The organism is Paraburkholderia phymatum (assembly GCF_040965635.1).
Taxonomy (GTDB): Bacteria; Pseudomonadota; Gammaproteobacteria; order Burkholderiales; family Burkholderiaceae; genus Paraburkholderia; species Paraburkholderia phymatum_B.
In genome coordinates this window covers 156,735-181,295 of record NZ_JBFRCH010000013.1, presented here as the reverse complement: position 1 = coordinate 181,295, position 24,561 = coordinate 156,735, and the positions used below count along the sequence as shown (strand labels likewise).

24 protein-coding genes are annotated in these 24,561 nt (G+C 61.8%); 13 read left to right on the top strand and 11 right to left on the bottom strand.

Annotated elements, in window-relative coordinates; translation table 11 throughout:
- Window positions 1-576 precede the first annotated feature (576 nt).
- The gene (locus tag AB4Y32_RS22575; RefSeq protein ID WP_368723468.1) at window positions 577-1,275 is read right to left on the bottom strand and encodes a GntR family transcriptional regulator; all 699 of its coding nucleotides are present in this window, start codon (window positions 1,273-1,275) and stop codon (window positions 577-579) included.
- A gap of 224 nt (window positions 1,276-1,499) precedes the next feature.
- Between AB4Y32_RS22575 and AB4Y32_RS22570 the strand changes: the two genes are divergently transcribed.
- The 9 genes from AB4Y32_RS22570 (at window position 1,500) to AB4Y32_RS22530 (ending at window position 10,657) form a co-directional block, all read left to right on the top strand.
- On the top strand, window positions 1,500-2,795 hold the full coding sequence (locus AB4Y32_RS22570; RefSeq protein ID WP_368723467.1) for an MFS transporter: 1,296 nt from the start codon (window positions 1,500-1,502) through the stop codon (window positions 2,793-2,795).
- Between the two features lie 42 nt (window positions 2,796-2,837).
- On the top strand, window positions 2,838-3,566 hold the full coding sequence (locus AB4Y32_RS22565) for a maleate cis-trans isomerase family protein (protein ID WP_368723466.1): 729 nt from the start codon (window positions 2,838-2,840) through the stop codon (window positions 3,564-3,566).
- 10 nt (window positions 3,567-3,576) lie between these two features.
- The gene (gene hydA, locus AB4Y32_RS22560) at window positions 3,577-4,992 is read left to right on the top strand and encodes a dihydropyrimidinase (RefSeq protein ID WP_368723465.1); all 1,416 of its coding nucleotides are present in this window, start codon (window positions 3,577-3,579) and stop codon (window positions 4,990-4,992) included.
- A 14-nt stretch (window positions 4,993-5,006) separates the two neighbouring features.
- Entirely contained in the window at window positions 5,007-5,759 is a 753-nt protein-coding gene (locus AB4Y32_RS22555; RefSeq protein WP_368723464.1) for an aspartate/glutamate racemase family protein, read from the top strand.
- Window positions 5,760-5,776: 17 nt separating this feature from the next.
- Window positions 5,777-6,196 (top strand): DUF3830 family protein, encoded by a 420-nt coding sequence (locus tag AB4Y32_RS22550; RefSeq protein WP_368723463.1) that lies wholly within the window; start codon window positions 5,777-5,779, stop codon window positions 6,194-6,196.
- A 297-nt stretch (window positions 6,197-6,493) separates the two neighbouring features.
- Window positions 6,494-7,138 (top strand): 2OG-Fe(II) oxygenase family protein, encoded by a 645-nt coding sequence (locus AB4Y32_RS22545; RefSeq protein ID WP_368723478.1) that lies wholly within the window; start codon window positions 6,494-6,496, stop codon window positions 7,136-7,138.
- 340 nt (window positions 7,139-7,478) lie between these two features.
- Window positions 7,479-7,766, top strand: coding sequence for a GYD domain-containing protein (locus AB4Y32_RS22540; RefSeq protein WP_090869651.1), 288 nt, complete (start codon window positions 7,479-7,481; stop codon window positions 7,764-7,766).
- A gap of 147 nt (window positions 7,767-7,913) precedes the next feature.
- Entirely contained in the window at window positions 7,914-8,219 is a 306-nt protein-coding gene (locus AB4Y32_RS22535) for a hypothetical protein (protein ID WP_368723462.1), read from the top strand.
- A gap of 656 nt (window positions 8,220-8,875) precedes the next feature.
- Window positions 8,876-10,657: a Rieske (2Fe-2S) protein gene (locus AB4Y32_RS22530; RefSeq protein WP_368723461.1), complete on the top strand. Its 1,782-nt coding sequence runs from the start codon at window positions 8,876-8,878 to the stop codon at window positions 10,655-10,657.
- A 304-nt stretch (window positions 10,658-10,961) separates the two neighbouring features.
- Here the strand turns inward: AB4Y32_RS22530 and AB4Y32_RS22525 are convergent, their stop codons facing one another.
- Window positions 10,962-11,297 carry a hypothetical protein gene (locus AB4Y32_RS22525; RefSeq protein ID WP_368723460.1) on the bottom strand — a complete coding sequence of 112 codons (336 nt, stop codon included), beginning with the start codon at window positions 11,295-11,297 and terminating at the stop codon, window positions 10,962-10,964.
- 228 nt (window positions 11,298-11,525) lie between these two features.
- Between AB4Y32_RS22525 and AB4Y32_RS22520 the strand changes: the two genes are divergently transcribed.
- Window positions 11,526-12,638 carry a CapA family protein gene (locus tag AB4Y32_RS22520; protein WP_368723459.1) on the top strand — a complete coding sequence of 371 codons (1,113 nt, stop codon included), beginning with the start codon at window positions 11,526-11,528 and terminating at the stop codon, window positions 12,636-12,638.
- Window positions 12,639-12,705: 67 nt separating this feature from the next.
- On the opposite strand, the gene AB4Y32_RS22515 is transcribed toward AB4Y32_RS22520, so the two are convergent.
- On the bottom strand, window positions 12,706-13,380 hold the full coding sequence (locus AB4Y32_RS22515; protein ID WP_439899822.1) for a dienelactone hydrolase family protein: 675 nt from the start codon (window positions 13,378-13,380) through the stop codon (window positions 12,706-12,708).
- A gap of 234 nt (window positions 13,381-13,614) precedes the next feature.
- Between AB4Y32_RS22515 and AB4Y32_RS22510 the strand changes: the two genes are divergently transcribed.
- A complete protein-coding gene (locus AB4Y32_RS22510) occupies window positions 13,615-13,995 on the top strand; it encodes a TraR/DksA family transcriptional regulator (RefSeq protein WP_368723457.1) in 381 nt (126 codons plus the stop codon).
- A gap of 279 nt (window positions 13,996-14,274) precedes the next feature.
- Here the strand turns inward: AB4Y32_RS22510 and AB4Y32_RS22505 are convergent, their stop codons facing one another.
- The 3 genes from AB4Y32_RS22505 to AB4Y32_RS22495 all read right to left on the bottom strand — a co-directional run bounded on the left by AB4Y32_RS22505 (window position 14,275) and on the right by AB4Y32_RS22495 (window position 15,591).
- Window positions 14,275-14,577 (bottom strand): type II toxin-antitoxin system RelE/ParE family toxin, encoded by a 303-nt coding sequence (locus AB4Y32_RS22505; RefSeq protein ID WP_368723456.1) that lies wholly within the window; start codon window positions 14,575-14,577, stop codon window positions 14,275-14,277.
- Window positions 14,574-14,831 (bottom strand): type II toxin-antitoxin system ParD family antitoxin, encoded by a 258-nt coding sequence (locus AB4Y32_RS22500; RefSeq protein ID WP_368723455.1) that lies wholly within the window; start codon window positions 14,829-14,831, stop codon window positions 14,574-14,576. Before AB4Y32_RS22500 ends, AB4Y32_RS22505 begins: the two co-directional genes overlap by 4 nt.
- Before the next feature lie 220 nt (window positions 14,832-15,051).
- A complete protein-coding gene (locus AB4Y32_RS22495) occupies window positions 15,052-15,591 on the bottom strand; it encodes a DUF4142 domain-containing protein (RefSeq protein WP_368723454.1) in 540 nt (179 codons plus the stop codon).
- A 363-nt stretch (window positions 15,592-15,954) separates the two neighbouring features.
- Here AB4Y32_RS22495 and AB4Y32_RS22490 point away from each other — a divergent pair, with 363 nt between their 5' ends.
- The gene (locus AB4Y32_RS22490; protein WP_368723453.1) at window positions 15,955-16,692 is read left to right on the top strand and encodes a glycine zipper 2TM domain-containing protein; all 738 of its coding nucleotides are present in this window, start codon (window positions 15,955-15,957) and stop codon (window positions 16,690-16,692) included.
- A gap of 207 nt (window positions 16,693-16,899) precedes the next feature.
- On the opposite strand, the gene AB4Y32_RS22485 is transcribed toward AB4Y32_RS22490, so the two are convergent.
- Entirely contained in the window at window positions 16,900-17,820 is a 921-nt protein-coding gene (locus AB4Y32_RS22485) for an adenylate/guanylate cyclase domain-containing protein (protein ID WP_368723452.1), read from the bottom strand.
- Between the two features lie 581 nt (window positions 17,821-18,401).
- Between AB4Y32_RS22485 and AB4Y32_RS22480 the strand changes: the two genes are divergently transcribed.
- Window positions 18,402-18,875, top strand: a complete 474-nt coding sequence (locus AB4Y32_RS22480) for a YbhB/YbcL family Raf kinase inhibitor-like protein (protein ID WP_368723451.1) — start codon at window positions 18,402-18,404, stop codon at window positions 18,873-18,875.
- A 182-nt stretch (window positions 18,876-19,057) separates the two neighbouring features.
- Here the strand turns inward: AB4Y32_RS22480 and AB4Y32_RS22475 are convergent, their stop codons facing one another.
- The 4 genes from AB4Y32_RS22475 to AB4Y32_RS22460 form a co-directional block, all read right to left on the bottom strand.
- Window positions 19,058-19,936, bottom strand: coding sequence for a hypothetical protein (locus tag AB4Y32_RS22475; RefSeq protein WP_368723477.1), 879 nt, complete (start codon window positions 19,934-19,936; stop codon window positions 19,058-19,060).
- A 165-nt stretch (window positions 19,937-20,101) separates the two neighbouring features.
- Entirely contained in the window at window positions 20,102-20,734 is a 633-nt protein-coding gene (locus AB4Y32_RS22470; RefSeq protein ID WP_368723450.1) for a response regulator, read from the bottom strand.
- Window positions 20,731-22,356: a response regulator gene (locus tag AB4Y32_RS22465; protein WP_368723449.1), complete on the bottom strand. Its 1,626-nt coding sequence runs from the start codon at window positions 22,354-22,356 to the stop codon at window positions 20,731-20,733. Before AB4Y32_RS22465 ends, AB4Y32_RS22470 begins: the two co-directional genes overlap by 4 nt.
- Window positions 22,353-24,509: an ATP-binding protein gene (locus AB4Y32_RS22460; protein WP_368723448.1), complete on the bottom strand. Its 2,157-nt coding sequence runs from the start codon at window positions 24,507-24,509 to the stop codon at window positions 22,353-22,355. The genes AB4Y32_RS22465 and AB4Y32_RS22460 overlap by 4 nt, the downstream gene beginning before the upstream one ends.
- Between the last annotated feature and the right edge of the window lie 52 nt (window positions 24,510-24,561).

The window sequence follows — 24,561 nt, the reverse complement described above, 5'->3', positions numbered from 1 at the left end:
CGAATCCTCCGCATTGATCGACCGCCATCGCCAGTGTCAGTTGGTTCTTCATTTTTTTTACCGTTGCATGTCTACGCAATAACGCATGACAGCCATGAACGGTGGACTTGATCAGCATTGCCCTAAGTCTTCCCATCGAGCCCGAGCTGGCCGAAGGCCTGGCGATAGGGCCCGTCGTGCTGGCCGTGATCGCGATCACAAGGCGGACCCGCAGCCGATTATTGAAGCGCAATGCGAGCGATGAAGTACACGTCGTTCGTCCTTTGAACCCGGAGCCGCCACCGGGTCACCTCATTTGAACGGCCATGTGGTAGCTATCAGCGGACCCTCGAAGGCCAGGCGCGCGTGCGTTCCGGATGAGAAGTTGGCGACGAACTGGTCGTGCTGTTCCGTTCATGGTTCAAGCGCGAGAAGGATGCGTTCATGACCAGGCGGCCGTCTGCGTTCTTAGGCGTGAGTTCACTGAGCGATGTACGTATGGGAGCAATTGCTAACGGGGCTGCTCGCATAGCCGCGACTTCAGTTTGCGGTTTCACTCGCAAGTGGCCGACGGCCAATGCGAGTATTACAGGCCTTCTAATTCCCGCTCCTGGCCTCTAGCACTTTCATCACTTCCGCTGCCGTGTGTTCCGAATGTTCGCGCAGTAACCGGGCGAGGCATGCTCCATCGCGCTTCGCCAGCGCGTTCAGTATTTCACTGTGCTCGCCAAGCGACTCGGCCCAGCGCAGCACATCGGCATTCGCCGCGCCTCTCGCACGGTGGACCTTGCTCATCAACGACGAGTACATGTCGGAGAGCACGGGATTGCCCGCGACATCGACGATGTGCTGATGCACTTTCTGGTTGGCGCGGTAGTAGGCCGTGCGTTTGCCCTCGCGGTGGTAGGCCTCCATGGCCCGATGGCGCTCCAGAAGCATTTTCATCTGCTTGTCGTCGATGCGCTGCGCAGCAAGCCGTCCGGCCGTTTCCTCCAGTCCATGCAGCACTTCAAAGATGGCAGCAATCTCGTCCCTGTCGATCGGTGCGACCTGAAAACCCATGTGTTGCCGGTGGGTGACGTGGCCCTCGGTCACGAGCGTTTTGAGCGCCTCGCGCAAAGGTGTTCGGGAGATGTCGAACTGTTCGCACAGCGCTTTCTCGTCGATATGGTCGCCGGGCGGCAACTCACCTTCGAGAATCATCTCGCGCAATCGCTCCGCAATCGCCGCATACATACCCGTGCCACGCAGGCTGATTCGCTTGCGTGTTTCTGCCGATAGTGACTTCATGTCCATGTCGCCCGTTTCCGAATCTTCCGTCTTTGCTTAATTGTCTTACAGGTTTGTCTAGCTATCTACAAAAATAAAAAACTCAATAAAATCAAAGCAATGCGACGCTTGTAATTCATAATTAGGCATCATATACTGCACCGGCGCATGCAGCGCACCGGTGCCGCGAGCGGTTCCGGCCACAGACATGAAACCCGAAGGCCTTCATCAGGCGAACGGAGGAGACATAGATGCAAACCGTCAATACGGCTGTGCAGACCCAGGTCAGGACCGGCGTACGCTGGCGAATCTTTCTGATCATGTTGATGCTGATTTCCATCAACTATGTGGACCGGGCCTCGTTGTCCGTGGCCATGCCGCTGATCGCAAAGGAGTTTCACATCGCCCCTGCAGTGCAGGGACTGATTCTCAGCTCGTTCTTCTGGACCTATGCGTTCATGCAGATCCCGGGGGGCATGCTGGCTGACCGTTTCAAGCCGCGCATCGTAATCGCGTGCGCCACGTTGTTCTGGGGTTTTTTCCAGGGCATTGCCGCCGTCTGCACGACGGCCACCGCGCTGATTTTCACCCGTCTGGGGCTGGGCGCCGCCGAAGCACCGATCTACCCGGCCGGCGGCAAGCTCAACGCCATGTGGATGACGCGGCACGAACGCGGCCGCGGCGCGACGCTGCTCGACGGTGGCGCCCCGCTAGGGGCTGCACTCGGCGCGGTGATCATCTCCGGGTTGATCAGCGAGTTCGGCTCCTGGCGCACCTCCTTCGTGGTGGCGGGTGTCGGCACCATGCTGGCCGGCCTGTTTGCCTGGTACTACATCCGTAACAACCCGCGCGAGCATCCGGCCGTCAATCAGGCCGAAGCGGACTATCTCGAAGCGGCCCTGCTAGAGGAACACCGCAGCGAGCCGGCTCACGCCAGCGGGCGCAGCCTCGATTTTTTCCGCTACCGCTCGGTGTGGGGCATGTTCTTCGGCTGGATGTGCTTCAACTCGGTTTTCTATGGTTTGCTCACCTGGATGCCTAACTATCTGAACAAGGTACACGGCTTCAATATTCAGCAGATGGGCGGCGCCAGTTTCGCGATCTTCTTCAGCGGATTCGTGGGTGAACTGGTCGGCGGATGGATCGCCGACAAGTGGAAGGCGGCCGGCGGTTCGCCCAACCGCGTGATGCGCACGCTCTTCGGTATCGCCGCCGTGGCGGCCACAGCGTCGATCTTCTCGGTCGCCTATGTCGGCAATCCGATGACGGTGGTCGTGTTGCTTGCATCCACGTTGTTCTTCCTGCGTTGGTGCGGTCTGTACTGGTGCCTGCCTTCCATCCTCGGCACGCGCAACAAGATCGGCTTTCTCGGCGGTCTGATGAACCTGGGCGGCAATATCGGCGGCGTTCTCGTTCCGATCATCGTTGGCCTGATCGTGCAGACTACCGGCTCCTATTTTCTGGCCCTGATGTTTTTCGCTGCCGCAGGCGTTGGCCTTTTCGTCTGTTCGACGCTGATCGACTACGAACGCAAGCTGCCCGTCTAAGCCAGGCTTTCTTACTCTCAACAACTGATTGCTGATTTCATCATGAGCAAACGCGTCCTGCTCGGCATGCTTACCCCGTCATCCAACACCGCGCTCGAACCGATCACGAGCGCGATGGTGGCCCAGTTGCCCGGTGTCAGTGCCCATTTCTCGCGCTTCACGGTCACTGAGATCTCGCTGTCCGATAAAGCGCTCGGACAGTTCGACACAACCAACATCATTCAGGCGGCCAGGCTGCTGGCCGACGCCAAGGTCGATGTGATCGCGTGGAACGGCACTTCATCCGGCTGGCTCGGTTTCGAGACCGACCGCCGCCTGTGTCGCGAGATCGAGGAGGCGACCGGCATCCCCGCGACTACGTCGGTGCTGGCGCTGAACGAGATTCTGGACAAAACCGGCGTGAAAAAATTCGGTCTGGTCAGTCCGTACCTCAAGGAAGTTCAGCAGAAGATCGTCGCCAATTACCGCGACAACGGCATCGACTGCTCTTCCGAAAACCATCTCGGCCTGAAGGTGAACTTCCAGTTTTCTGAAGTAACCGAAGAGACGCTGCGCGCACAGATCCGCGAGGTCGCGATGCACCGTCCCGAAGCGATCGTCACCTTCTGTACCAACCTGCATGCCGCGCATCTGGCCTCGGAAGTGGAGCAGCATCACGGCATCCCGCTCTATGACACCATTTCGACCGTGGTATGGAAGTCGCTGAAGCTGGCCGGCTACGATACGAGCCGGCTCGCGGGTTGGGGTCGTCTGTTTTCTGAAGTTGCCTGAGAGACCCGCCATGACAATCGTGTATGACCTGGTCATCCGTAATGCCGACGTGGTAACTGCGTCCGAGCGCTTCAACTGCGATATTGGCGTGAAGGACGGCATCGTCGTCGCGCTGGGCCGTGATCTCGGCGCAGGCAGACGCGAGATCGACGCCACCGGCCTGCTGGCGTTGCCCGGCGGTATCGATGCGCACTGCCATCTCGATCAGCCCATGCCTGATGGGCTGAAGATGGCAGACGACTTCCTGAGCGGCACACGCGCCGCCGTGTGCGGCGGCACCACGACGGTCATCCCGTTCGCCGCGCAGGCAAAGGGGCAATCGCTCAAAGCCGCAGTTGCCGACTACCATTGCCGCGCGGACGGTCGTGCAGTCACCGACTACGCGTTCCATCTGATCGTCTCCGACCCGACGCCGGAGGTATTGAAGCACGAACTGCCCGAACTGATTGCGGCCGGTTATACGTCGTTCAAGATCTACATGACCTACGACGATCTCAAGCTCAGCGACCGCGAGATCCTCGAGGTGATGGATGTTGCACGCCACAACCAGGCGCTGGTCATGGTGCATGCCGAGAACTCGGATTGCATCGCCTGGCTGACCGACAGGCTCACCGAAGCCGGCAAGCACGCGCCAAAGTATCACGCGCTATCGCGCCCGGGCGTGGTCGAGCGAGAGGCGACGCACCGTGCGATTGCCTTCTCCGAACTCGTCGACGTGCCGATCCTGATCGTTCATGTTTCGGGTCAGGATGCGATCGAACAGATCGAATGGGCGCAGCAACGCGGCCTGAACATTTACGCCGAGACCTGCCCGCAGTACCTGTATCTGACGGCCGAAGACCTCGGCCACGAGGACGGCTATCACGGCGCCAGGTGCGTTTGCAGTCCGCCGCCGCGCGACACGTCCAGCCAGAAGGCAGTGTGGAGCGCGCTGAAGCGCGGCGTGTTCAGCGTGTTCTCGTCCGACCACGCGCCGTTCTCATTCGACGATCCGCAGGGCAAGAAGCCCGGCGGCAAAGAGGTGTCGTTTGAGCACATCCCGAACGGTATTCCCGGCATCGAGACCCGACTGGCGCTTCTGTTCGATGGCGTGAGCCGCGGCAAGCTGTCACTGCACAAGTTCGTCGAACTGACATCGCTGAATCCCGCAAAGCTGTACGGCCTCTATCCGCGCAAGGGAACGATCGCGGTCGGTGCCGACGCCGACATCGTGCTCTGGGACCCGCTCAAGCACGTCGCCATCTCGAACGAAGCGATGCACCACAACGTCGACTACACGCCGTACGAGGGCCGAACCGTCCAGGGTTGGCCGACGCACTGTCTGTCACGCGGCGAACTGCTGGTCGAGAGCGGCCGCTATCTCGAACCGCAAGCAGGCCGGGGCCGCTTTCTCGCCGCCGGCAAACCGCAATACGTCGATCTCTGATATCGGAGCGCAGCATGAATATCCTGATAATCAACCCCAACATCTCTGAAAGCGTTTCGACGCTGATCCAGGCAGAGGCGCAGCGCAGTGCCTCGCCCGGCACCGGGATCGAGGTCGCGACGGCACCATTCGGTGTTGCGTACATCGAGACACGCTTCGAAGCGCTGGTCGGCGCATACGCGACGGCGTGCGTGGCGGCCGAGCGCTACGGCAGCTACGATGGTGTCGTGGTGGCGGCGTTCGGCGACCCGGGCTTGCAGGGCATCAAGGAACTGATCGACGTGCCCGCAGTCGGGCTGACGGAGTCGTCACTGATGACTGCGGCGACGCTCGGGCAGCGCTTCTCGATCATCGCGATCTCGCCTCGAATCAAGGCGTGGTATCGCGAGACCGTCGAACGCAGTCATCTGGCGAGCCGGCTCGCGAGCATCCGCGCGCTCGACGAACCGTTGCGCGATATCGGCGGCGTGCAGCAGGATTACGCAGCGAGACTGAAGGCCCTATGCAACCAGGTAGTCGACGATGACGGCGCCGACGTCATCATTATCGCGGGCGCGCCGCTCGCGGGGCTCGCACGTGAAATCCGTGACGAATTACCCGTGCCCGTGGTCGATGGTGTGTCGAGTGCGATTACGCAGCTTGAGGGCCTTATCCGGCTCGGTCCGTTAAAGGCGTCGAAGGGGAGTTTTACCCAGCCGCCAGTCAAGCCGAATCGAGGTCTGCCCGAACCGCTTGAACGGCTGCTGAACCGCGGCCAGACAGGCTGACCCGAATTGGAGTCGACATGAAAAAGATTCTCGTAGACGCCGGACCGTTCCGCTTTGTCGGACAACTCGAAGAACAGAAAGCACCGCGCACCTGCCAACGCTTTCTCGAACTGCTGCCATTCAAAAATAAGGTAATTCATTCTCGCTGGAGCGGCGAAGCGGTGTGGATTCCGCTGGGCGACTTCGATACTGGTCTGACTTTCGAAAATCACACGAGCCACGCATCACGTGGAGATATCCTTCTCTATCCGGGAGGCTTCAGCGAGACGGAATTCCTGTTCGTCTATGGCAGCTCCATCTTTGCAAGCAAAATGGGCCAGCTGGCTGGTAATCATTTCTTTACGTTGACGGAAGGCCACGAGCACCTGGAAGCATTCGGCAAACTCGTTCTATGGGAAGGCGCGCAAGACATTACGTTTTCGGCGTTGAACGCGTAGCGCCCCGTCCATCAAGAGAACTGTTCTTCTGCAGGGACCAGCCTTCACCGTCGCGGACATAGTGGAAGGAGATCGGCGCAGACAGCGTCGATCGGGCGATTGTCTTTCGCCGCAACGAGCCGCAAGGGAGTTCCATTCATCCACGTGTAGGGCCCTGCGATTAATTCTTCGTCGTGCCTTTCAGGAGAATCGATTTTTGCCTCCGATGTTCCTGATCACGTGATGCGGCAAACAGGTGCCGACTTCCGACCTATAGTGACAAATGGGTGTCCCATACAGCGCGGCACGCGCACGGCAATGGCAGGCTCCACTTCCACTGCGGATATCGTCCGCATTTTTCCGACGTTCGTATGGCAGCGCCGGCTCGAGCCCGCGTGTTATGAGCCTCTGGATCAGGATCTGATGGCATACGTGGACGGCCTGATCCGGAGCGGTGATGTCGCCCATAGCGAAGGCGCTGCGTGGCAATCGGGCCACCAGCAGCATGGAAAGCCCGAGCTCGCTGCGCTGGTTGCGCTCATCGAACAGGCAGCGCGCGACGTGCTCATCTTTCTCAAGGTGGCCGGCGCCTCATTTCGCATCACCGGATGCTGGATCAATGTGCTCGCGCCAGGCGGGTCACACGGGATGCACAGTCATCCGAATAACTTCCTGAGCGGCGTGTACTACCTGCGCGCCCAAACGGGCGCGGACACGATCAATTTTCATGATCCGCGCCCGCAGACTGCCATTATTCGTCCGCCCGTCACTGAGCTAACGGCATACAACACGGACCAGGTGGTCTTGCCGGTCAGCGAAGGCACATTGTTAATGTTCCCGGCCTGGCTACCGCATTCGGTGTCCGCAAATTCGAGCGCGCAGCCACGCGTGAGCGTCAGCTTTAACATCATGTTCGCCGACTATGACGAGATCATGAGCCCACCGCTCTGGGGACTGCCTTGACGCGAGTCGGGCGCAGCTCGCCCGGCTGTTGCGCCGTCCCGGGTGCATCACGGGTGCATCACGGGTGCATCCCGGGTCCATTCTGTTGTCAGGCCGTCTGCGGACGGTGAGAATCCTTCCGCCCGTCATGGACGGGCTTTGCATAATTTGCATAAGGCCGACGCCCCGCCGCGTATTACCGGGCTGGCAAACGACCAGCAAGGCCCGCGACCTCAGGGTTTAACGACAGGGGACGTTACTATAATCAAGAGGCACAGCAACGCACCGCCTGACGGGTAGCCGTCCGATCAAACGTGACTGCTGTACCTGTTCGCGGGCCAATTTTGCACGGAGGTATTCCATGGCTACCTACGTCATCCTCAGCCGTCTCGCTCCTGACGCGTTCAAGGACCCCAGGGAACTCAAACAGATCGCCGACACCGTGGCGGAGAAGATCAAAGCTGAATGCCCCTCCGTCACCTGGAAAGACAGCTATCTGACACTCGGGCGATTCGACGTCGTGGACATCGTCGAGTCGAACGATCTCAAACAGCTTGAACTCGCGGCGCTGATCATCCGGGGCTATGGTCACGCCGCAACCGAGACCATGCAAGCGACCGTGTGGAAGGATTTCATCGGGGCGCTGTAGCCGCGCTGTTCGTCTCTCCATGTCGTGTGCCCGGACTCGCGCGCTCACCGGGCAACTTCGTGACAACGCGCCCGGACGCCCCACGGTGTTTCGGTCGGGCCGGCTCGCCTTTGAAACGCTGCGCAAGTAGCGCCCTCGGCACGTGACATGCAAAATCGCGTCGGTTCGGCTTGCCTGCTCATTGAGGCTGGCGAAGGCCTCCTCCGTCGGCACGACAACGAGTTCGACTTTCCGGCGCTCGGCGTCCTGCTTTACATCTTCCATCACTGCCAGTGCCCCCCGGTGCCGAATGGAACGCATATAGCAGGGCCGGTACGTGGAGCACGGCAAATTTTCAATCGGCGGGACGACGACCGCATCACCGATGCAGAACGCAAGCAGCGTCTGGTTGCATGGCTTCAAATGACGGCTGCGGAATCGGAATTCCGCGCTATTCGCGCGCTACTCGATTAGGAACCCGACTGTTTTCGAGCGCTGATTTCGTCGTTCCAATTGGGGCAAATTCACAACGGGAGGAGCGGCTCATTCATTGCAGAATGCCTGTTGAAGGAATTGGTCGAATACCCGAAACACGATTCCGGAGGCCCCAGTAGCCGGAGCACCCTGGGGCACGGAATTACGCGTTTCGAGTTTCCGGACGATGGGTTCGTCCATTTCGCCCACTTAACGGCCTCTCATATCCCTGTGGCGACGACGACTGACTGTTTCCCAGAGCTTTTTCGCCTGCGTCTGAGCAAACCGTGCGTGTTCATCCCGTTGAGATTGAGATTCCGCGTGGGCCGTGTCATCAGGAGCACCTGTCATTGGATGCCGCCTGAACAGATCAGAGAACTTTCGGACCATAGCAACCTCCGATACGGCAGCCGCGCCGTATTTGAAGTGTACGCCGTCTGCAGGCCGTCGTCGGTCCGCGCTAGCAGGAAGTTCAGCCGACGGGCGCGGCGCCAGGTCGCGCAACCTGGAACTGCAGCCGGGCACACATCCGTGACGACCAGAAGCAATCAACCCGCCCTCCCGCCAATCGCGTTTTGCATGAGAGTATGCTTTGTTGACAAGAGACCGGGCGTGCCTACGACGTCCGTGAAGGAACGAATGCGGGAGGTATGCGCATGGATTCACCGAATAACGAATTCGTGCTCGTGGGGAGCCTGGAGGAGCTGAAGGAGAAGGGCCGGCTCGTCGTGCAAGGCGACCATCGTCCGATCCTCGTCATCTACGACCGCGGGCGCGTCTTCGCCCTCGACAATCGTTGCCCCCACATGGGCTTCCCGCTCGAGCGAGGCACTGTCGATGACGGCATCCTGACCTGTCATTGGCACCACGCCCGCTTCGATCTGGAAAGCGGCTGCACGTTTGATCTCTGGGCGGACGATGTACCGTGCCGCGCGGTCGAACTGCGCAATGGCGACGTCTGGGTGGCGACCACGTTTGGACATTCCGATCCCGCGGCGCACTGGCATCAGCGGCTTGAAAACGGCCTCGCACACGACCTCGGACTCGTCATCGCCAAAGCCGTGCATGGTCTGCTCGCAGCCGATGTGCCGGCCGCCGATATCGTGCGGCAGGTGGTGCTATTCGGGGCACGGAACCGTGACGGCTGGGGCGTCGGTCTCACGATATTGACGGCGCTCGCCAATCTGCTGCCCATGCTGCCAGACGACGAGGCCTGGCTCGCCCTGTTCCAGAGCGCGCGCCGTGTAGCGGCGGACTGCGAAGGCGAAGCGCCGCGGCGGGAACGCGCGCCGCTTGGAAGCCGGCCGGAGCCGGCCATGCTCAAGCGTTGGCTGCGGCTTTGGACCAACGTGCGCCATCGCGAGGCGGCCGAGCGCACGCTGTTGACGGCGATCGCCGCTGGTCTCTCACCATCTGTGCTGGCCGACGCCCTACTGTCGGCCGGGACCGAACGGGCGTTCGCGGACACCGGTCATACGCTCGACTTCATCAACAAGGCGTTTGAGTGTCTCGACCTGATCGGCTGGGAGCACGCGTCGGCTGTGCTGCCTACTATCGTCGCCCAGATGGTAGCCGCGCGTGGCGCCGAGGAATCGACCGCCTGGCGCCAGCCCGTTGATCTTGTCGCGCTGTGTGACGAATCAGCCCGCCAGATGGGGCAACTTCTCACTGCCGGGCGCGGCTTGCAGGGCTGGTCGAACCACGCGTCGCTCGCCCGCGAACTGCTCGGAGACGATCCGGCAAAGATCATCGATGCGCTGAAAGCGGCGATCCGCGCAGGCGCCGCGCCTGCTGACCTGGGACAGTCCCTCGCTTACGGAGCGGCGCTGCGCGTAGCGCGCTTCGGCAATGCCAACGAGCACGCTGACTGGGAAACGACGCACCACGTCTTTACCCATGCCAACGCGCTCCACCAGATGCTTACGCGGACCGGAAACGCGGGCATCGACGGTCATGTCACGGCCATACGCGCCATCATGCATGGCGCCATGGCGCTCTACCTTGCCCGGTATCTGAACGTGCCACCGGCCCGCCTTCCGGGCGAGGGCAACGATCAGCTCGACGACCTTCCCGCCGACGAAGAAACAATTCGCACCGCGTTGCTTGACGCCCTCGACCGGCAGCAACAGGTTGATCTTGCGGCAAGGCTGGTGGCGCGGCACCTCACGCTTGACCATCCGCCGCAGACGCTGATCGGCACGCTTGCCCTTGCGGTGCTGCGCGAAGATGCGGGTTTCCATGCCTATCAGATGCTGGAGGCTGGCGTTCGGCAGTTTGCTGCGTGGGGCAATACCGGCGAGGGCCGGCATGTTCTCATTGCGGTCGTCCGCTATCTCGCGGCTCATTCGCCGACTGAACGCGGGACGCTGCAAACGGCCGACATCGCGCGGCGCTTGATGCGGGGTGGCGAAGTACATCAGGCAGCTGAAGCTTCGTGACCGCGCGAGAGTGCGCTGTCGTGGCAAAGGGAGTTGATTGAATAAGGGGCAGTAGAGAAGGAGTACTTGCGACGCTAGCGGGTGGAACTGCTCATTGCAACGCGGCAGCACATCGCTAACGAGCACGGCAATTCCTCCACGGCCTGCCGACGTCGCGCTCCAAGGCCGTTTAGCCGGCGATCACTTGCGTCGCGGAGAAAGGCAGGTCAAATAGCTGCCGGACGTTCCCGTGAACGCGCAGGTACGCAATTCTCCTTCGCAAGGCGTGCCTACCGTCGCAGAACATCTGCCGCAATTGTGACGATCATCGCCCCGTCAGCATCTGGAGGATTTTTTGTACGATGCGCTCATGCTGCTCCAGCGCCTCATCGAGCGTACGTGCTCCGTAGCTCTTGTTGTCCCGTGCTTGCATTCCAGCAATGCGCGTCACGAACAGCAGGGCCTCCCCGACATCCGTTTCGGACACACCGCGGAAGCGGGTCGTGATTGTCACACCAGACTCTTCCAGCAACGTGCGGCGAAAGATCTGTTCGTTCTCAGACATCCAGCGCGACCACTCGCTGCGGTCGAACACCTCGACAGGCCTGTCCTTCTCATCGAGGACATAAAAGCGTTTGCGCGGGACAGTATGGGATTTCATGGTTCAACGAAATGATCCGGGGCAGGAAGCCGATCGCCTCTCGCGCCTTGCCGAAACGTGCAGGAACAACGCCGATAATCGAAAACGATGCGCGTATCGCCATTGTACGGACCGCTTACCTGGACGCAGAAATGCCAGCGAACTATTCTGAAAGCGTCCACGCGCCGGGATGCCGCTGCCGATACGCGACGACGGGCGCTGCCTGGGAATTCCGCTGCTGGCTGACGCATGAACTGCATTACGCTGTTTCTATGCGGGGATGTGATGTTGGGGCGCGGCATCGATCAGATACTGAAGCATCCCAACCGGCCCCGTCTCTTCGAGCCCTATGTTCGATCGGCGAAAGACTATGTGAGCCTCGCCGAGGCGAATGCCGGCCCGTTGCCGGAGCGTGTCCCGTTCGACTACGTCTGGGGCGATGCGCTGCGCGAACTCGATCGGATGAATCCCGATGCCCGCATCATCAATCTGGAGACCGCCGTCACGTCCAGCGAGGACGCCTGGCCCAGGAAGGGCATCCACTACCGCATGCACGCCGCCAATGCGCCCGTTCTGAGCGCGGCGAAAATCGACTGCTGCTCGCTCGCGAATAATCACGTGCTCGACTGGGGCTACCGTGGTCTGACGGAAACCCTGAGTACTTTGCGTGCCGCCGGCATTCATACGGCCGGTGCGGGACAGGACGACGTCGAGGCGGCCGCACCGGCCCTGATCGAACTCGCGGGACGCGGCAGGGTCGTGCTCTTCGCCCTTGCGACGCAATGCAGCGGCGTGAACGAGGACTGGGCTGCTGGCCGGGGCCGTCCAGGTGTGAACAGGCTCGCGGATTTTTCCGCCGAATCCGTGCGCGCCATCGCGACGCAAGTGCGTAGGATCAAGCAGCCCGCCGATATCGTCGTCGTCTCGATCCATTGGGGCGCGAACTTCGATTTCGACATACCCGCGTCGCACCGGCGCTTCGCACACGATCTCGTCGATTCGGCTGCAGTGGATGTGGTGCATGGCCATTCGTCGCACCATGTGAAGGGCATCGAGGTGTATCAGGACAAGCTCCTCCTCTACGGCGCCGGGGACTTCATCAACGACTATGAAGGTATTGGCGGCCAGGAAGCGTATCGCGGCGATCTCGCGCTGATGTATTTCCCCGTCGTCGACGTCGCTACGGGCAAGCTGGTCAAGCTGTCGATGACGCCCACGCAGACACGGCGCTTGCGCGTCAACCATGCGCCTGAAGAAGGCATACGATGGCTGGAAGAAACGCTCAATCGGGAGAGCCGGCCGTTAGGCGCCCACGTGGAGCGGCGCGCAGACGACACGTTTGTGCTGCGTGCATTTGCGTAGGCGCTGTACACCCACGGCAGTTCGTGTGCCTCGCCAGCCCGGCCGGCTTACGCTGACGGATGCAGCATTACGCGTCACCGCGTGTATTGCCACGCGAGTTGCCGAGGTAGCGCTCGAACCACTGCACAGCGAGCCGCGCGACGGCTTCCAGCGTTCCGGGCTCCTCGAACAGGTGCGTCGCGCCGGGAACGATCACCAGATCTTTCGGGCCGTCGAGCAGGGCGAACGCCGCGCGATTGAGTTCGATGACGTGAGTATCGAGCCCGCCGACCACCAGCAGCGTAGGCACGTGCACTGACGAGAGCACGTCGCGTCCGGCGAGATCGGGCCTCCCGCCTCGCGAAACGATGGCCTGGATCGGAACAGACGATATCCGCGCCGCGCGTATTGCAGCAGCGGCGCCCGTGCTCGCGCCGAAGTAGCCAACAGAAAGCGGTGGTGTCTGCCGCGCCGCGATCCATTCCGTCGCTTGCGCGAGACGCGCCGCCAGAAGGTCGATGTCGAAGCGGGCAGCCGGGCCGATGTCCTCCTGCTCGGAGAGCAGGTCCATCAGCAGCGTTCCGATGCTCGCCCGATTAAGTTCCGCGGCCACGTACCGGTTCCGCGGGCTGAACCGCGAGCTGCCGCTGCCGTGCGCGAACAGAACCAGTGAACGAGTGTCCTGCGGTGGCGCAAGCGTGCCCATCAGACGCGCGCCCTCCACGGGAATCGTAACCTCCTGCATAGATAGCCGGGATTCCATGGCATCCTCCGTTCGCAAGTCAGTGCATGCCGTCCCGCCCCCATATCCGGGCGCTCGTAAGGCCTCTCTAACGACGGGTCGATACTGCTGCTTTGCAAAACCTATACTTGAAGCATGCGCGTCGAACTCGAATCGAGCGCGAGTTGAATACTTAATCGGCGGGCATGCAATCTGACGAAAGCATTCGCAGTGCCACCGTTGTGCGTGGCGTTACAGAACACATCGAACCTGTCCATGATCACCCTCACCTCTTCCGAACTCATGCTGTTACAGCAAAGGCTCCGCGAGCGCCGTCGTGAGTTGCAGGCGACGCTGCACGGCGAATACGGAGATCTCGCCGGAGCCCGGCCGCCCGAAGCGCTGGGCCCCGAGTCGCATCCCGACGAGACCGCATCGCGCAAGGCGGGCGACGAGTTGCGCGCTGCGCTCGCGCGGCACGATTTCGCCGAACTGCAGCAAATCGACGCGGCGCTGGCCCGCATCGCCGCCGGCCTCTACGGCGCATGCGTCGAGTGCGGGGAACCGATCGGTTATGAGCGGCTTGTCGCAGCGCCCTACACGGCCCGTTGCGTTTCGTGCCAGACCGCGTATGAACGACACCGCGCAACCCGCTAATAAGAGGCCGATCAGGTACGAAATGCGTTGCTCGTGCGATACGCGCAGTAATCCGCCCATGGACAGTTCAACGGCATCCGGAAAACCCATTGCCGTGCAACCCGTCGGAAATGGCGAGGCAAGTCGCGCTTTCACACATGCGGGCATCGGCATTCAACGATGCGCGGTGAAGTATGGGCAATCGGCAAAGGCGCGCGTTTGCGCGGAACGTCGCCGTTCTTGAGCAAAGGTCACACCCGCAGAAGCAATCGGATCGTCGTCGGGTGGCTCACGCGAACTTCAGGGAAACAGTATCGCCGAGTAGTTGCGCGCGCTGTGCAGGATGTGAATAACGTCGATGCGCTCGGGGGGCTCGCCTACGACACGATAGAAAATCTGGTGACCGCCGTGAACGTAGTGACGCACGCCGCGTTCTTCGTAGCGCGGCACCATCGGGAATACAACGTACATGTCGGCAAGCCGCCGGCACCTGTCGCGCAGCTCGCGCACGAAACTCAGCGCACGACGGGGATTGTCGCGGGCCAGGTAATCGCCGATGGCCTCGAGGTCGGCGTCCGCGTCAGGAAGGATCTGGACAATCATTGCCTGGTGCTCGCCATCGCGTGGTACTTTGCTTCAAGCCGGTCGAACACGTCTCCGGCGTGCTTGCCCCGTCCGGCCTCCGAATCGACAATCCCGCGGTCGATGATCGCATCCAGCGCGTTGAGTTGCAGCTCACGATCCTGAATGAGCTTCACGCCTTCGCGCAGTACCTCGCTTTCAGACGCGTAGCGCCCCGACTCAACCAGCTTCGCGACATAGCCCTCAAGCTGCTGCCCAAGATCCGCATTGATCATAGCTATACTCCGGAACGTCCATTCGCGAGACCGTCCGATAAATATTATAGGGCGATGCCGCACAGCCGGCCTGCACACCGACGCGGCCGAATTGTCCGGAAGTGCGCGGTGTTCGCAGGCGACCGCCACGGCGCCCTGCATGGTTTTCATGTAGCCGGCGAGCGTCCTTTACGTCCTTTACGTCCTTTACGTCCTTTACATCCTTTACTCGCCGCGCGGATCATCGTCCGTAGCCCGGCCGTTCGAGCGCCAATTGAAGTCGGTGAGCCTGGTCGAGATGGAAAATAAAAGAGGGGCGGGACCGGACGAGCAGTACCTTCAATTCCGCGTTTTGCGTGGCCGGGATGAACGCGTCTACCGATTTGACCAGTTGCTGCAGGAAGATGACCTCGCGATCGAGGTATGCCTGATCGAACTCGCGCGCTTCGACTGCGTTGAGCCTCGCGAGGTCGTCGTAGCTCTGCTGGGTCAGCGCATCGCTAGCCGCACTTCGTTGTGGCGTCGCCGCGAGTCTCCGCATCAATTCGGCGGTTTCCTGATTCACCTGTCCATGCTCGTCAACCATCCGGCTCGCAAAGCTTTGTATGCTCCGCGACTGGGATCTGCGCAAGGCTGTTTGGCCGGCCGCGATTTCCGCCTGATTCGCTACAAGAAGGATGCCGACGATCTGTGCGTCGGTCAGACGTGCCTCCTGGCCAAATGCGCAAATTGTCGATGCGAGGAGCAGCAATAGCGCCCCAGCGGTATATTTGACGTTCATTGCTCGCCTCACATTCGCGTGCCCGGTTCTGTCGCAACAGGTCGGGAGACGCAAGCGAGTGTCCATATTCAGAAGATTAGTTACATGACGCGGCCTCGCGGACTGCTCCATGTAACCATTCGCAGCCCGCGCTTATCCGCCGCAATGGCCGCGACCTCGCCAACCAGTTTCTGTTGTTCTTCGCAGCGTTGAGATCGACAGGCGACTGGACAGGACCTTGGCGCATTTTGCTCTTCCGATGCGAGGCGCGTCGAACAACCCGGCCCCCGACGCGGTACAAATGCTTACAAAGTGAGCGCCCCCGCGCGTGCACCGCCCTCGTCGACGCGACGTTATTGCTGGCACACACCAGTGGAGGCCGCAATGAACACCAACGTCACAAACAGCATCGCGCAACGCAGCCGCATTCATCCGTTGATCGCGGGCGCAGCCGTGTCCGTCATCCTCGCCTGTGCGACAGGCGTCGCAGCGATGACGGGTATCCTTCCCGTATCGCATGCAGTGCCGTCACCCAGCGCGCAGGTCGCGGCAGCCGCTGCACAGCCCGCGAGCTCGCCGCTGGCCGTACAGCAACCCAATCCGGTTCAACCCGCCGTTCAACCCGCCGTTCAACCGGCGGCTCAGGCTTATGCGCAACAGACGGGACCTGCGGCTCCCCCGCGCGTTCATCACACGCACAAACCGCACGTCGCGCCCGCCCCGCAGTACGCAAACGGCGAGTACTCGCAGGCGCCTTCGCAACCCTCCGGCGCACGACAGATCGCTGCCGATCCGAACGCCGGCGAAGTCGTCGCGATCACTCCCGTTCAGACGCCCGAGCCGACGACCGGCCTCGGCGCAGTCGGCGGTGCGGTTGCGGGTGGTCTCATCGGCAATCAGATCGGCGGTGGACGCGGCCGCATTCTCGCCACGGTCGCGGGCGCCGTCGGCGGCGGTCTCGCGGGCAACGGCATCGAGCATGCGGTACGCAAGCAGACCAGCTACCAGGTACAGGTCCGCATGGAAGACGGAAGCTACCGCAATTTCAGCTATTCGACGCAGCCGACCGTGCAGATTGGACAGCGCGTTCTTGTGTCGGGCGATACGTTGACCTCTTCATGACCGGGTACTATCCGGCACGGTAAAGAACGGCTCGTCATGCGCGAGCCGTGATTACCATCGGTTCCAGGAGCAGCACGTTCATGGCCGCGGCAACGCCCTGTTCGCGCGCGGATACCAACGGCAAGCGGTCTGCCGTGACCGGCCAGCCCAGGCGCGACGGCGTCGATCCCGAACCCTGGTGCGTTTCGCCCGCTCATATGTCATCGGTCAACCCGACCGTCCGGAGAGGAGTCTGCAGGAAAAGTCCACGCGCTCCGCCTCATCGCCGCCGGACGGTCCGAACGAGATCCAGCCGTGGCCCCAAAGCGTGACCTCGTCGCGGCGAAGAATGAGCTCATGGCCACCGTCGATGGTGATACATGTGCCGTTCGAACTGCAATCGCGCAACACATACTTTCCGCTGCGGCACTCGATCGATGCGTGCACCCTCGACGCACGGCGATCGTGCACGACAATGCTCATGTTCGCGCCACGGCCGATGGTCACCAGCGCGGACGCTTCACTCATTTCCACACAGACATCCGCATACCGCAGGGTCAACAACGATGAACAGGGCAGACGCTGCAGATCGTTACCTGTGACCGTCAGGTCAGCGCCTTGTTGCCAGATCGCCTCGAACAACTCCGTTGGCTGTCTTTTTCCTCGCACCTGTATCGGGTAAAGGTGGCGCGCCATCTGACGCAGTCTCGCCGAGAGACACTCAACCGTGTCTTTGCTCGTGACGACCTGTCCCGGCGAAGCAAAGCCGGTCAGTCTGGCGGCCAGGTTCACCGTGTCGCCAAACACGTCTCCCCTTTCGTCGGGCAATACGGGGCCGTGATGAAAGCCGATTCGCAGCGACATCGGCTGTCCCGCCACGGCGGGCAACCCGGAGACGGCCAACTGCATATCGATCGCGGCCTGCATCGCGTGTTCGGCGGAGGGGAACACCGCCATGACTTCGTCGCCGATGGTCTTGACGATTCGCCCTCCCAACGCTTCCGAGCACGATTTCATCAGCGCGATGCACTGCGCGATCGCCTCGAAGGCAAGCATGTCGCCGACAGTCTCGTAAAGCTCCGTGCTGCGACTTACGTCCGCAAACATCACGGACTCGTGAGACATCGGATAATTCGGTTTGTCATCCATGAGCAACCCGTCGTCAGGTCGTCGAGCCGGCGCCGAAGCGCTGTTCGCCAGCCAGCCTGCGCAGCGCTCCTGCCCGTCAGTTTAGTACTGTGCCGTGCCGAGGGCAGCACCGGGGTCGCCCGGGTTGTGGTGCAATTCGGACGCGCCGGTCTGTTACGCCCCGAGCTTTTGACGAGCACGAGCCGATGCATAAGCTGAAAGGCCTGTCCGCTCGAATTCGCTCGGCGAATCGATTCCCGATATGCCGACGGGTGTCCCATCCACCTATCTGTCAACAGAAGCGGCATGGCAAGCCTCTGCGCCTGAATGGGCGCGACGTGGCGGCCACACGCGTTTGCGTTTGCGCGGGACGCTGCCGGTTTCATATTTCAATGAGGGGGCGAGCGCATGAGCATGAAGCTGATCGCCTATCGCCACGATCCCGGCGACGTCGAATCATGATGTCCGCCGCTTTCACGTGCGATGCACCTATCGTCTATCATGAAAATTTCCGGCAGGCACGAAGGCCTTGCTTCGCAGACGCGCGAATTCGTTGACCTCTCGGCCGCGCCGCCGCTTGCGACCGTCCGCGTGAGGTCCCTATGACCATGAATCTGACGTCTTCAGCCTTTACACACGGCGATGAGATCCCCAGACGTCATACTTGCCAAGGCGGAGATTTGTCGCCGCCGCTAGCATGGACCGACGTGCCCGCGAACGCAAAGAGCCTCGTCCTGATCGTCGACGATCCCGATGCCCCGGACCCGGCCGCGCCCAAAACAGTCTGGGTGCATTGGGTTCTCTACAATATTCCACCGACGGCCGGCGGCCTTGCAGAAAGTGCCGCCGGAACTCAGGTACCGCCAGGCACGCTCGCGGGCGCCAACGACTGGAAGCGAGTGACGTACGGTGGTCCCTGCCCGCCCATCGGTCGTCATCGTTACTTCTTCAAACTGTATGCGCTCGATGCCGCGTTGCCGGATCTCGGCACGCCCAGCAAATCCGCATTGGAACAAGCAATGAAGGCGCACGTGATTGCAGAGGCGCACCTTGTTGGGACATACCAGAAGCATTGAGTCGAAGCGTGTTCCCGATCGCGGCAAGGCGATTTTTGCTACCTTCAAGGATGCTATCAACGGCGAGACGACATCCGGAACCAGCGCACCCCCCGTCGACCATCAACGCAATCGCCATCAACGCATTCAGTTCGAACAGTTCATGCGGAACGATGCGCGCTGCCAGCTACTGCGCGTGCCGTCTAAAGGCGCATCCAGTATGAATCGGGAATCGCTCGATCCTCGTCCGACATGAATGGATTGTCCAGCCGTATCACCTTCCTGCCACCCAGATTCCCGCGTTTCAACCCATTCTGGATGTACGGATGCGTGTTGAACAACTTCAGATACGATCCGTCGCGATACGCGGCCGTGAAGCCACGTGCAATCGTCTCCGCCAGCTCTCCATGATTCGGCGACACATAGAACAGAAAATCGGAACGATACGCGAGCAGCAGACTTTGCTCGACGGCGAGATCGGGCTCCGTCGCCCTGCGCGATTCCAGTTCGGGATACGCCTCGATCACGCCGCGCGGGAAATAGTCCACGCGTCGGCCCTCCAGCATCCTGAAGATCGTCTCGTACGTCGAAGGTGTCTGCACGCGAAGGCCGGCGTTGCGCATGATCCTCGCATCGATCCAGCCGAGCCCCTGCACGCCCGTCATCGAGCGAAGATCCTCCAGCGTTTCGATCCCGTCGAAATCGACCTGGCGGTCCTGTCTGATCAAAAACACGCGATAGCCGATCAGACCGCGATGAATCGGAATATGCACGACGTTCAGGCCGCGCTCGGCCTGCGCCTCCATGCTCGTCCAGTGCAGGTTGATCGTCGTACCGCTGGCGAGTTCGGCAAGCGCGCGGCCGCGCTCCATCACGACCTCGAGCTGACGCGTCGTATACGACGCGTTGGCCGCTTTCATCGCGACATCCAGCGTAGCGAGCGCGAACGCCGCATGCACGTCGCGACCCGGCCTGATCTGCGGATAGACAATGTCGAAATGCTGGTCCGGTGCGGCCCGCGCGGAAAACACCGCGCCAGCGGCGGCACTCGCCGCCGAGATAATAAAGCGCCTGCGATGCATAACCACGGGTGACTGAAACTGGGTCGTCCAGGTGGCTCGCTTATTGCCGGCGAGCCTGATGAAATCCTGTCACGGGCGGTACCGCAAAAAAATGCGGACAAACCCCCTGACAGAACGCTCATCGATACTCACCTCATCCCTGCATTTTGCGGGGCGAGCATCCCTCTACTCGACGATCAATCCGTGCCGGATCGCGTACCGGATCACCTCGGCATTGTTGGAAAGCCCGAGTTTCTGCATCAGTCGCATCTTGTGTGTACTGATCGTTTTCGCGCTGAGCGCGCAAGCGTCGGCGATTTCGTTGATGCTCCTGCCCGCCGCGAGCATCTGCAGCACCTGAAATTCGCGGTCCGACAGCACTTCATGCGGCGGCACGTCGCCGCGCTGTGTTTCGAAGACCATGGCATCGACGAGTTTCGGATCGATGAAGCGGCCACCGTCCGCGAGCTTGCGGATCGCCGCGAGCAGCACGTCCGGATCGCTGTCTTTGGTCAGATAGCCCGTCGCGCCCGCGCGCAATGCGCGCGACGCCACCTGCGCCTCGTCGTGAATGCTCAGCACGAGTACGGGCAGCGAAGGCTGCTCTGCCCGTACTCGACGGATCAGATCGACGCCGCTGATGCCGGGCATCGTCATGTCGAGCAGCAGCAGATCGACGACGCAACTGCGCAGCTTGTCGACCACTTCTGCCCCTTGCGCCGCTTCCGCCACGACGACGATATCGCTCGTGGTCGCGATGATCTGCCTGAGTCCGCCACGGACGATCGCATGATCGTCTGCAATGAGTATCCTGATCATGTTCGAGATCCGCCATCGAGCGGAATGTGAATCGAAACCGTGGTGCCCGCGCCCGGCGCGCTGCCGATCGAAAGCGATCCGCCGATCAGCCGCGCGCGCTCGTTCATGCCGAGCAGGCCATATGAATAATTGCGCCTCACCACTTGCTGATCGAAGCCGCGGCCGTCGTCACGCACCTGCAGTTCAAGCTTCTCCGCCGTCGAGATCAGCGTCACGTCCACGCGCGTCGCGTCGGCATGACGCGCGACGTTCGTCAGGGAGGCCTGCACGATGCGGAACACAGCCGTCGCGTGCGCATCCGACAGCGCAGGCTCGCCACCGACGATGCGCAACTCGCAATGAATCGGATTGCGGCGGTTGAACTCGTCGACGAGCCACTCGAGCGCCGACACGATGCCGAAATTGAGTGCAGCCGGCCGCAAATGACTCGCGACGTTGCGCACCATCCAGATCGTGCCTTCGACCAGTTCGCGCATGTCATCGGCTTTTTTCATTGCTTCCGGATCGTGCGTGAGGCGCATCTTGAGCAGCGACACGTCCATTTTGAGCGCAGTCAGCAACTGGCCAAGCTCGTCGTGAATCTCCATCGCAATGCGCTTTCTCTCCTCTTCGCGGATCGCCTCCATGTACGCGGACAGCTCGCGCTGCTGCTCGCGTGATTCGACGAGCTCCTGTTCCATCCGCTTGCGCCCCGTGATGTCGTTCAGGCCGACATAGATCGCGGGCGAATCGTCGTAGGTCGCGACGCGCGCCGTCGCCATCGCCCAGAACCGCGTGCCGTCGGGGCGCCGGAACTGCACCTCCGCATTTTGCAGACTGCCCTCCGTCCTCAAATACTGGATCAGATGGTCGCGCTCGCCTGGATCGGTGTAAAAATCCGCGATATTGGCCGACATGCCTTCGTCCATGCCGAACAGTTCGCGCAGCGGCTCGTTCGTGTAGAGGATGTGTCCATCCGGCATCGACGTGATGCACAACGGCACCGGACTGGTTTCGACGATCGCGCGAAAGCGCGCCTCGCTTGCCTGCAAGCGCGCGTCCGCGCGCCGCCGCTCGTCGATCTGCGCCTGCAGGTTCGCGTTGGCGCGCGCCAGTTCTTCGGTGCGCAACGCGACGCGCTGTTCGAGATCGTCGCGCGCCTGCGATAGCGCAGCCTCTGTTTCCTTGCGCACGGCCACTTCCGCAAGCAGTTGCCGGTTCTGTGCAAGAAGCTGCTTGTGCATCGCGCGCAGTTGGAGATGCACGCCGACACGCGCCAGCGTCTCGTCGACGCGCAACGGCTTGGTCACGTAATCGACCCCGCCCGCCGAAAAGCCCTCGACGCGATCCTCGTTGCCTGTCAGCGAGGTCATGAAGATAACGGCGATATCGCGCGTGCGTTCGTCGCGCTTCAGACGGCGACACGTCTCGAAGCCGTCGATCCCCGGCATCTTCACGTCGAGCAGGATCACGTCGGGCTGCGCGAATGCCGCGCGCTCCAGCGCTTCGATGCCGTCGAGCGCGACCAGCACGCGGATGCCGCGCGCTTCGAGACTGTCAACGACCACGCCGAGATTCGCGGGCGTATCGTCGACGATCAGGACCGTGCCCGTATGTGCGACCGTGGCGGCGAGAGGGCTCATGATGCGGTGTTCCCCTCCAGGTACCGCTCGACGAGTTGCAGGATCGCCTTCGACTGATACGCGCGCGCCAGTTGATGCAGCCGCGCGGCGAACACCGCATGCGCCGGATCGCTCGCCGCGATGCGCTCCGCCCACTGAGCGATGCCGCGCATGTTGCCGTCGCGCGCGAGCTGATGCAGTTCGTTCATTGCATCGGCGGACATCGCGGCGGGAAACGTCAGAGGTACATCCGGCACAACGTCGGCCCGCGCGGCAATGTGAATCCACGTGACGTCGAGCAAACTGGCCATGCGTGCGAGCAGCAAGTCGAAGTCCACCGGCTTGGCGATGAACGCGTTGGCGCCAGCGTCGAGACTCTTCGCGCCGTCCACGCCGAACGGCGTCGCCGATACCGCTATGATCGGCACGTGCGCGAATTCGGGTATCGCGCGCAGACGCTGCGTCACTTCGAGACCATCGATGCCTGGCATTACGATGTCCGTGAGTATCAGATCGGGATGCTCTGTCTGCGCGATCGAGATGCCGTCGCGGCCGTTGTCGGCCTCGACGGTATCGAAGCCGAGCCGCCCCAGCAGTTCGACGACGACAGCGCGATTGACCTGCACGTCGTCGATCACGAGCACCTTGAGACGCGGCCCTTCGTAGCCCGTGACGACAGACGCGGGAACCTGCGCGCACGACGCCGTCAGTTCGACGAGCGACGGCGGCAGTTCGAACCAGAACACGCTGCCTTGGCCTGGTTCGCTCTCGACGTGCACCTCGCCGCCCATCGCGCGAACGAACTGCCGGGTGATCGCAAGCCCGAGGCCCGTGCCGCCCGCGCGCCGTTCCGCGCCGCTCGCCTGCTCGAATGGCATGAAGATTTTCTCGTGATGTTCCGCGCGAATACCGATGCCCGTGTCGTGCACTTCGAAGCGGACGGCACCGCTCGCGCTTCGTCCGATATGCAGGCGCACGCTGCCTTCATCGGTGAACTTCACGGCGTTCGACAGCAAATTGAGCAACACCTGGCGCAAGCGGCGTTCGTCGGCGCGCACACCGGATGGCGCATCGGCGGCGACCTCGCATTCGAATGCAAGCCGTCTCTGCTCGACCTTCACGCCGATGATTTCGCGTATCGAATCGACGAGACCCGCGAGCGGCACGTCGCAGATCTCGATGCGCAGCTTGCCCGCTTCGACTTTCGCGAAATCGAGCGTCTCGTCGATCAACGTCAGCAGATGTTCTCCGCTTTGCTGGATCACAGCGACACCGTCGCGCTGACGCACGCTCAACGTGCTGTCGCGCCCAAGGATCTGCGCATAGCCAAGAATGCCGTTGAGCGGCGTGCGCAGTTCGTGGCTGAGATTCGCGAGGAATTCGCCTTTCGCGCGATTGGCCGCTTCCGCCGAGCGCCGGGCTTCGCGCTCGATCGCCGCTTCGCGCTCGTCGAGATACGCACGATGCAGGCGCGTACCCATCGCGTTGAACGCCGACACCACGCGGTCGAGTTCATCCGGCTCGCGCGGCGGCGTACGCCGCAGGACGAATGGCCGCGGCGGCTCGTGGAAATCGTAATCGCCGACAGTGCGCGCGATCGCTGCCAGATGCCGCGTGACCAGCCGCCACAGGATATAGAACGTGAAGAGCGCGACCAGAAACGTATTCGCGCCCTGGCTCACGAGGATCACCAGCGCGGTGCGCGCAAGCTCGTGATAGAGATTGGCGAGCGTCGCCTCCACATACAGGGTGCCGATGCGCACGACCTTGTTCTGCACGCGGTACAGGATCGGAAACTCTCGCGCGACTGTCATCTCCGTCATGCGCCCGCCCACGGCCACGACCATCGGTGTGCCTGCCGACGGCGACTCGCGCACTTCGGCGGCGCGAATATCCGCGAGGCGAAGCATGCCTTCCAGTTCCAGCTTCAGTTGCGGCTGATCGAGCCGCCATAGCGCTTCGCCGAGACTGTCGCTATAGCTGCGGTCGATATCGACGAGACGGTTCTGAATCTGCGCGATGCCGCGCTCGTAGTCGCGATAGAGCTGCACCGCCGTCAGGATCAGCGTGATCGCGCAGCTAAAGACGAGCACCGTCGCGAGCAGCCGCAGCACCACACTGCGCCGCACGTAACGGAGCCCGCTCCGCCATGCGTCGAACCTGTCGAGAGCCATATCTTCCAGCGAGTGCCGCCGTTGTGTGTGTCCTATTCTGCACTCGATGCCA

What these genes read in the sequence shown, in the direction of transcription:
- AB4Y32_RS22485 (WP_368723452.1), bottom strand. Translation starts at nt 17,820, where the DNA reads ATGGATGACAAACCGAATTATCCGATGTCTCACGAGTCCGTGATGTTT.
- AB4Y32_RS22550 (WP_368723463.1), top strand. Translation starts at nt 5,777, where the DNA reads ATGAAAAAGATTCTCGTAGACGCCGGACCGTTCCGCTTTGTCGGACAA.
- AB4Y32_RS22475 (WP_368723477.1), bottom strand. Translation starts at nt 19,936, where the DNA reads ATGCATCGCAGGCGCTTTATTATCTCGGCGGCGAGTGCCGCCGCTGGC.
- AB4Y32_RS22525 (WP_368723460.1), bottom strand. Translation starts at nt 11,297, where the DNA reads ATGAAATCCCATACTGTCCCGCGCAAACGCTTTTATGTCCTCGATGAG.
- AB4Y32_RS22465 (WP_368723449.1), bottom strand. Translation starts at nt 22,356, where the DNA reads ATGAGCCCTCTCGCCGCCACGGTCGCACATACGGGCACGGTCCTGATC.
- AB4Y32_RS22520 (WP_368723459.1), top strand. Translation starts at nt 11,526, where the DNA reads ATGAACTGCATTACGCTGTTTCTATGCGGGGATGTGATGTTGGGGCGC.
- AB4Y32_RS22530 (WP_368723461.1), top strand. Translation starts at nt 8,876, where the DNA reads ATGGATTCACCGAATAACGAATTCGTGCTCGTGGGGAGCCTGGAGGAG.
- AB4Y32_RS22460 (WP_368723448.1), bottom strand. Translation starts at nt 24,509, where the DNA reads ATGGCTCTCGACAGGTTCGACGCATGGCGGAGCGGGCTCCGTTACGTG.
- AB4Y32_RS22555 (WP_368723464.1), top strand. Translation starts at nt 5,007, where the DNA reads ATGAATATCCTGATAATCAACCCCAACATCTCTGAAAGCGTTTCGACG.
- AB4Y32_RS22505 (WP_368723456.1), bottom strand. Translation starts at nt 14,577, where the DNA reads ATGATTGTCCAGATCCTTCCTGACGCGGACGCCGACCTCGAGGCCATC.
- AB4Y32_RS22565 (WP_368723466.1), top strand. Translation starts at nt 2,838, where the DNA reads ATGAGCAAACGCGTCCTGCTCGGCATGCTTACCCCGTCATCCAACACC.
- AB4Y32_RS22470 (WP_368723450.1), bottom strand. Translation starts at nt 20,734, where the DNA reads ATGATCAGGATACTCATTGCAGACGATCATGCGATCGTCCGTGGCGGA.
- AB4Y32_RS22575 (WP_368723468.1), bottom strand. Translation starts at nt 1,275, where the DNA reads ATGGACATGAAGTCACTATCGGCAGAAACACGCAAGCGAATCAGCCTG.
- AB4Y32_RS22490 (WP_368723453.1), top strand. Translation starts at nt 15,955, where the DNA reads ATGAACACCAACGTCACAAACAGCATCGCGCAACGCAGCCGCATTCAT.
- AB4Y32_RS22510 (WP_368723457.1), top strand. Translation starts at nt 13,615, where the DNA reads ATGATCACCCTCACCTCTTCCGAACTCATGCTGTTACAGCAAAGGCTC.
- AB4Y32_RS22540 (WP_090869651.1), top strand. Translation starts at nt 7,479, where the DNA reads ATGGCTACCTACGTCATCCTCAGCCGTCTCGCTCCTGACGCGTTCAAG.
- AB4Y32_RS22495 (WP_368723454.1), bottom strand. Translation starts at nt 15,591, where the DNA reads ATGAACGTCAAATATACCGCTGGGGCGCTATTGCTGCTCCTCGCATCG.
- AB4Y32_RS22480 (WP_368723451.1), top strand. Translation starts at nt 18,402, where the DNA reads ATGACCATGAATCTGACGTCTTCAGCCTTTACACACGGCGATGAGATC.
- AB4Y32_RS22515 (WP_439899822.1), bottom strand. Translation starts at nt 13,380, where the DNA reads ATGGAATCCCGGCTATCTATGCAGGAGGTTACGATTCCCGTGGAGGGC.
- hydA (WP_368723465.1), top strand. Translation starts at nt 3,577, where the DNA reads ATGACAATCGTGTATGACCTGGTCATCCGTAATGCCGACGTGGTAACT.
- AB4Y32_RS22535 (WP_368723462.1), top strand. Translation starts at nt 7,914, where the DNA reads ATGCAAAATCGCGTCGGTTCGGCTTGCCTGCTCATTGAGGCTGGCGAA.
- AB4Y32_RS22570 (WP_368723467.1), top strand. Translation starts at nt 1,500, where the DNA reads ATGCAAACCGTCAATACGGCTGTGCAGACCCAGGTCAGGACCGGCGTA.
- AB4Y32_RS22500 (WP_368723455.1), bottom strand. Translation starts at nt 14,831, where the DNA reads ATGATCAATGCGGATCTTGGGCAGCAGCTTGAGGGCTATGTCGCGAAG.
- AB4Y32_RS22545 (WP_368723478.1), top strand. Translation starts at nt 6,494, where the DNA reads ATGGCAGGCTCCACTTCCACTGCGGATATCGTCCGCATTTTTCCGACG.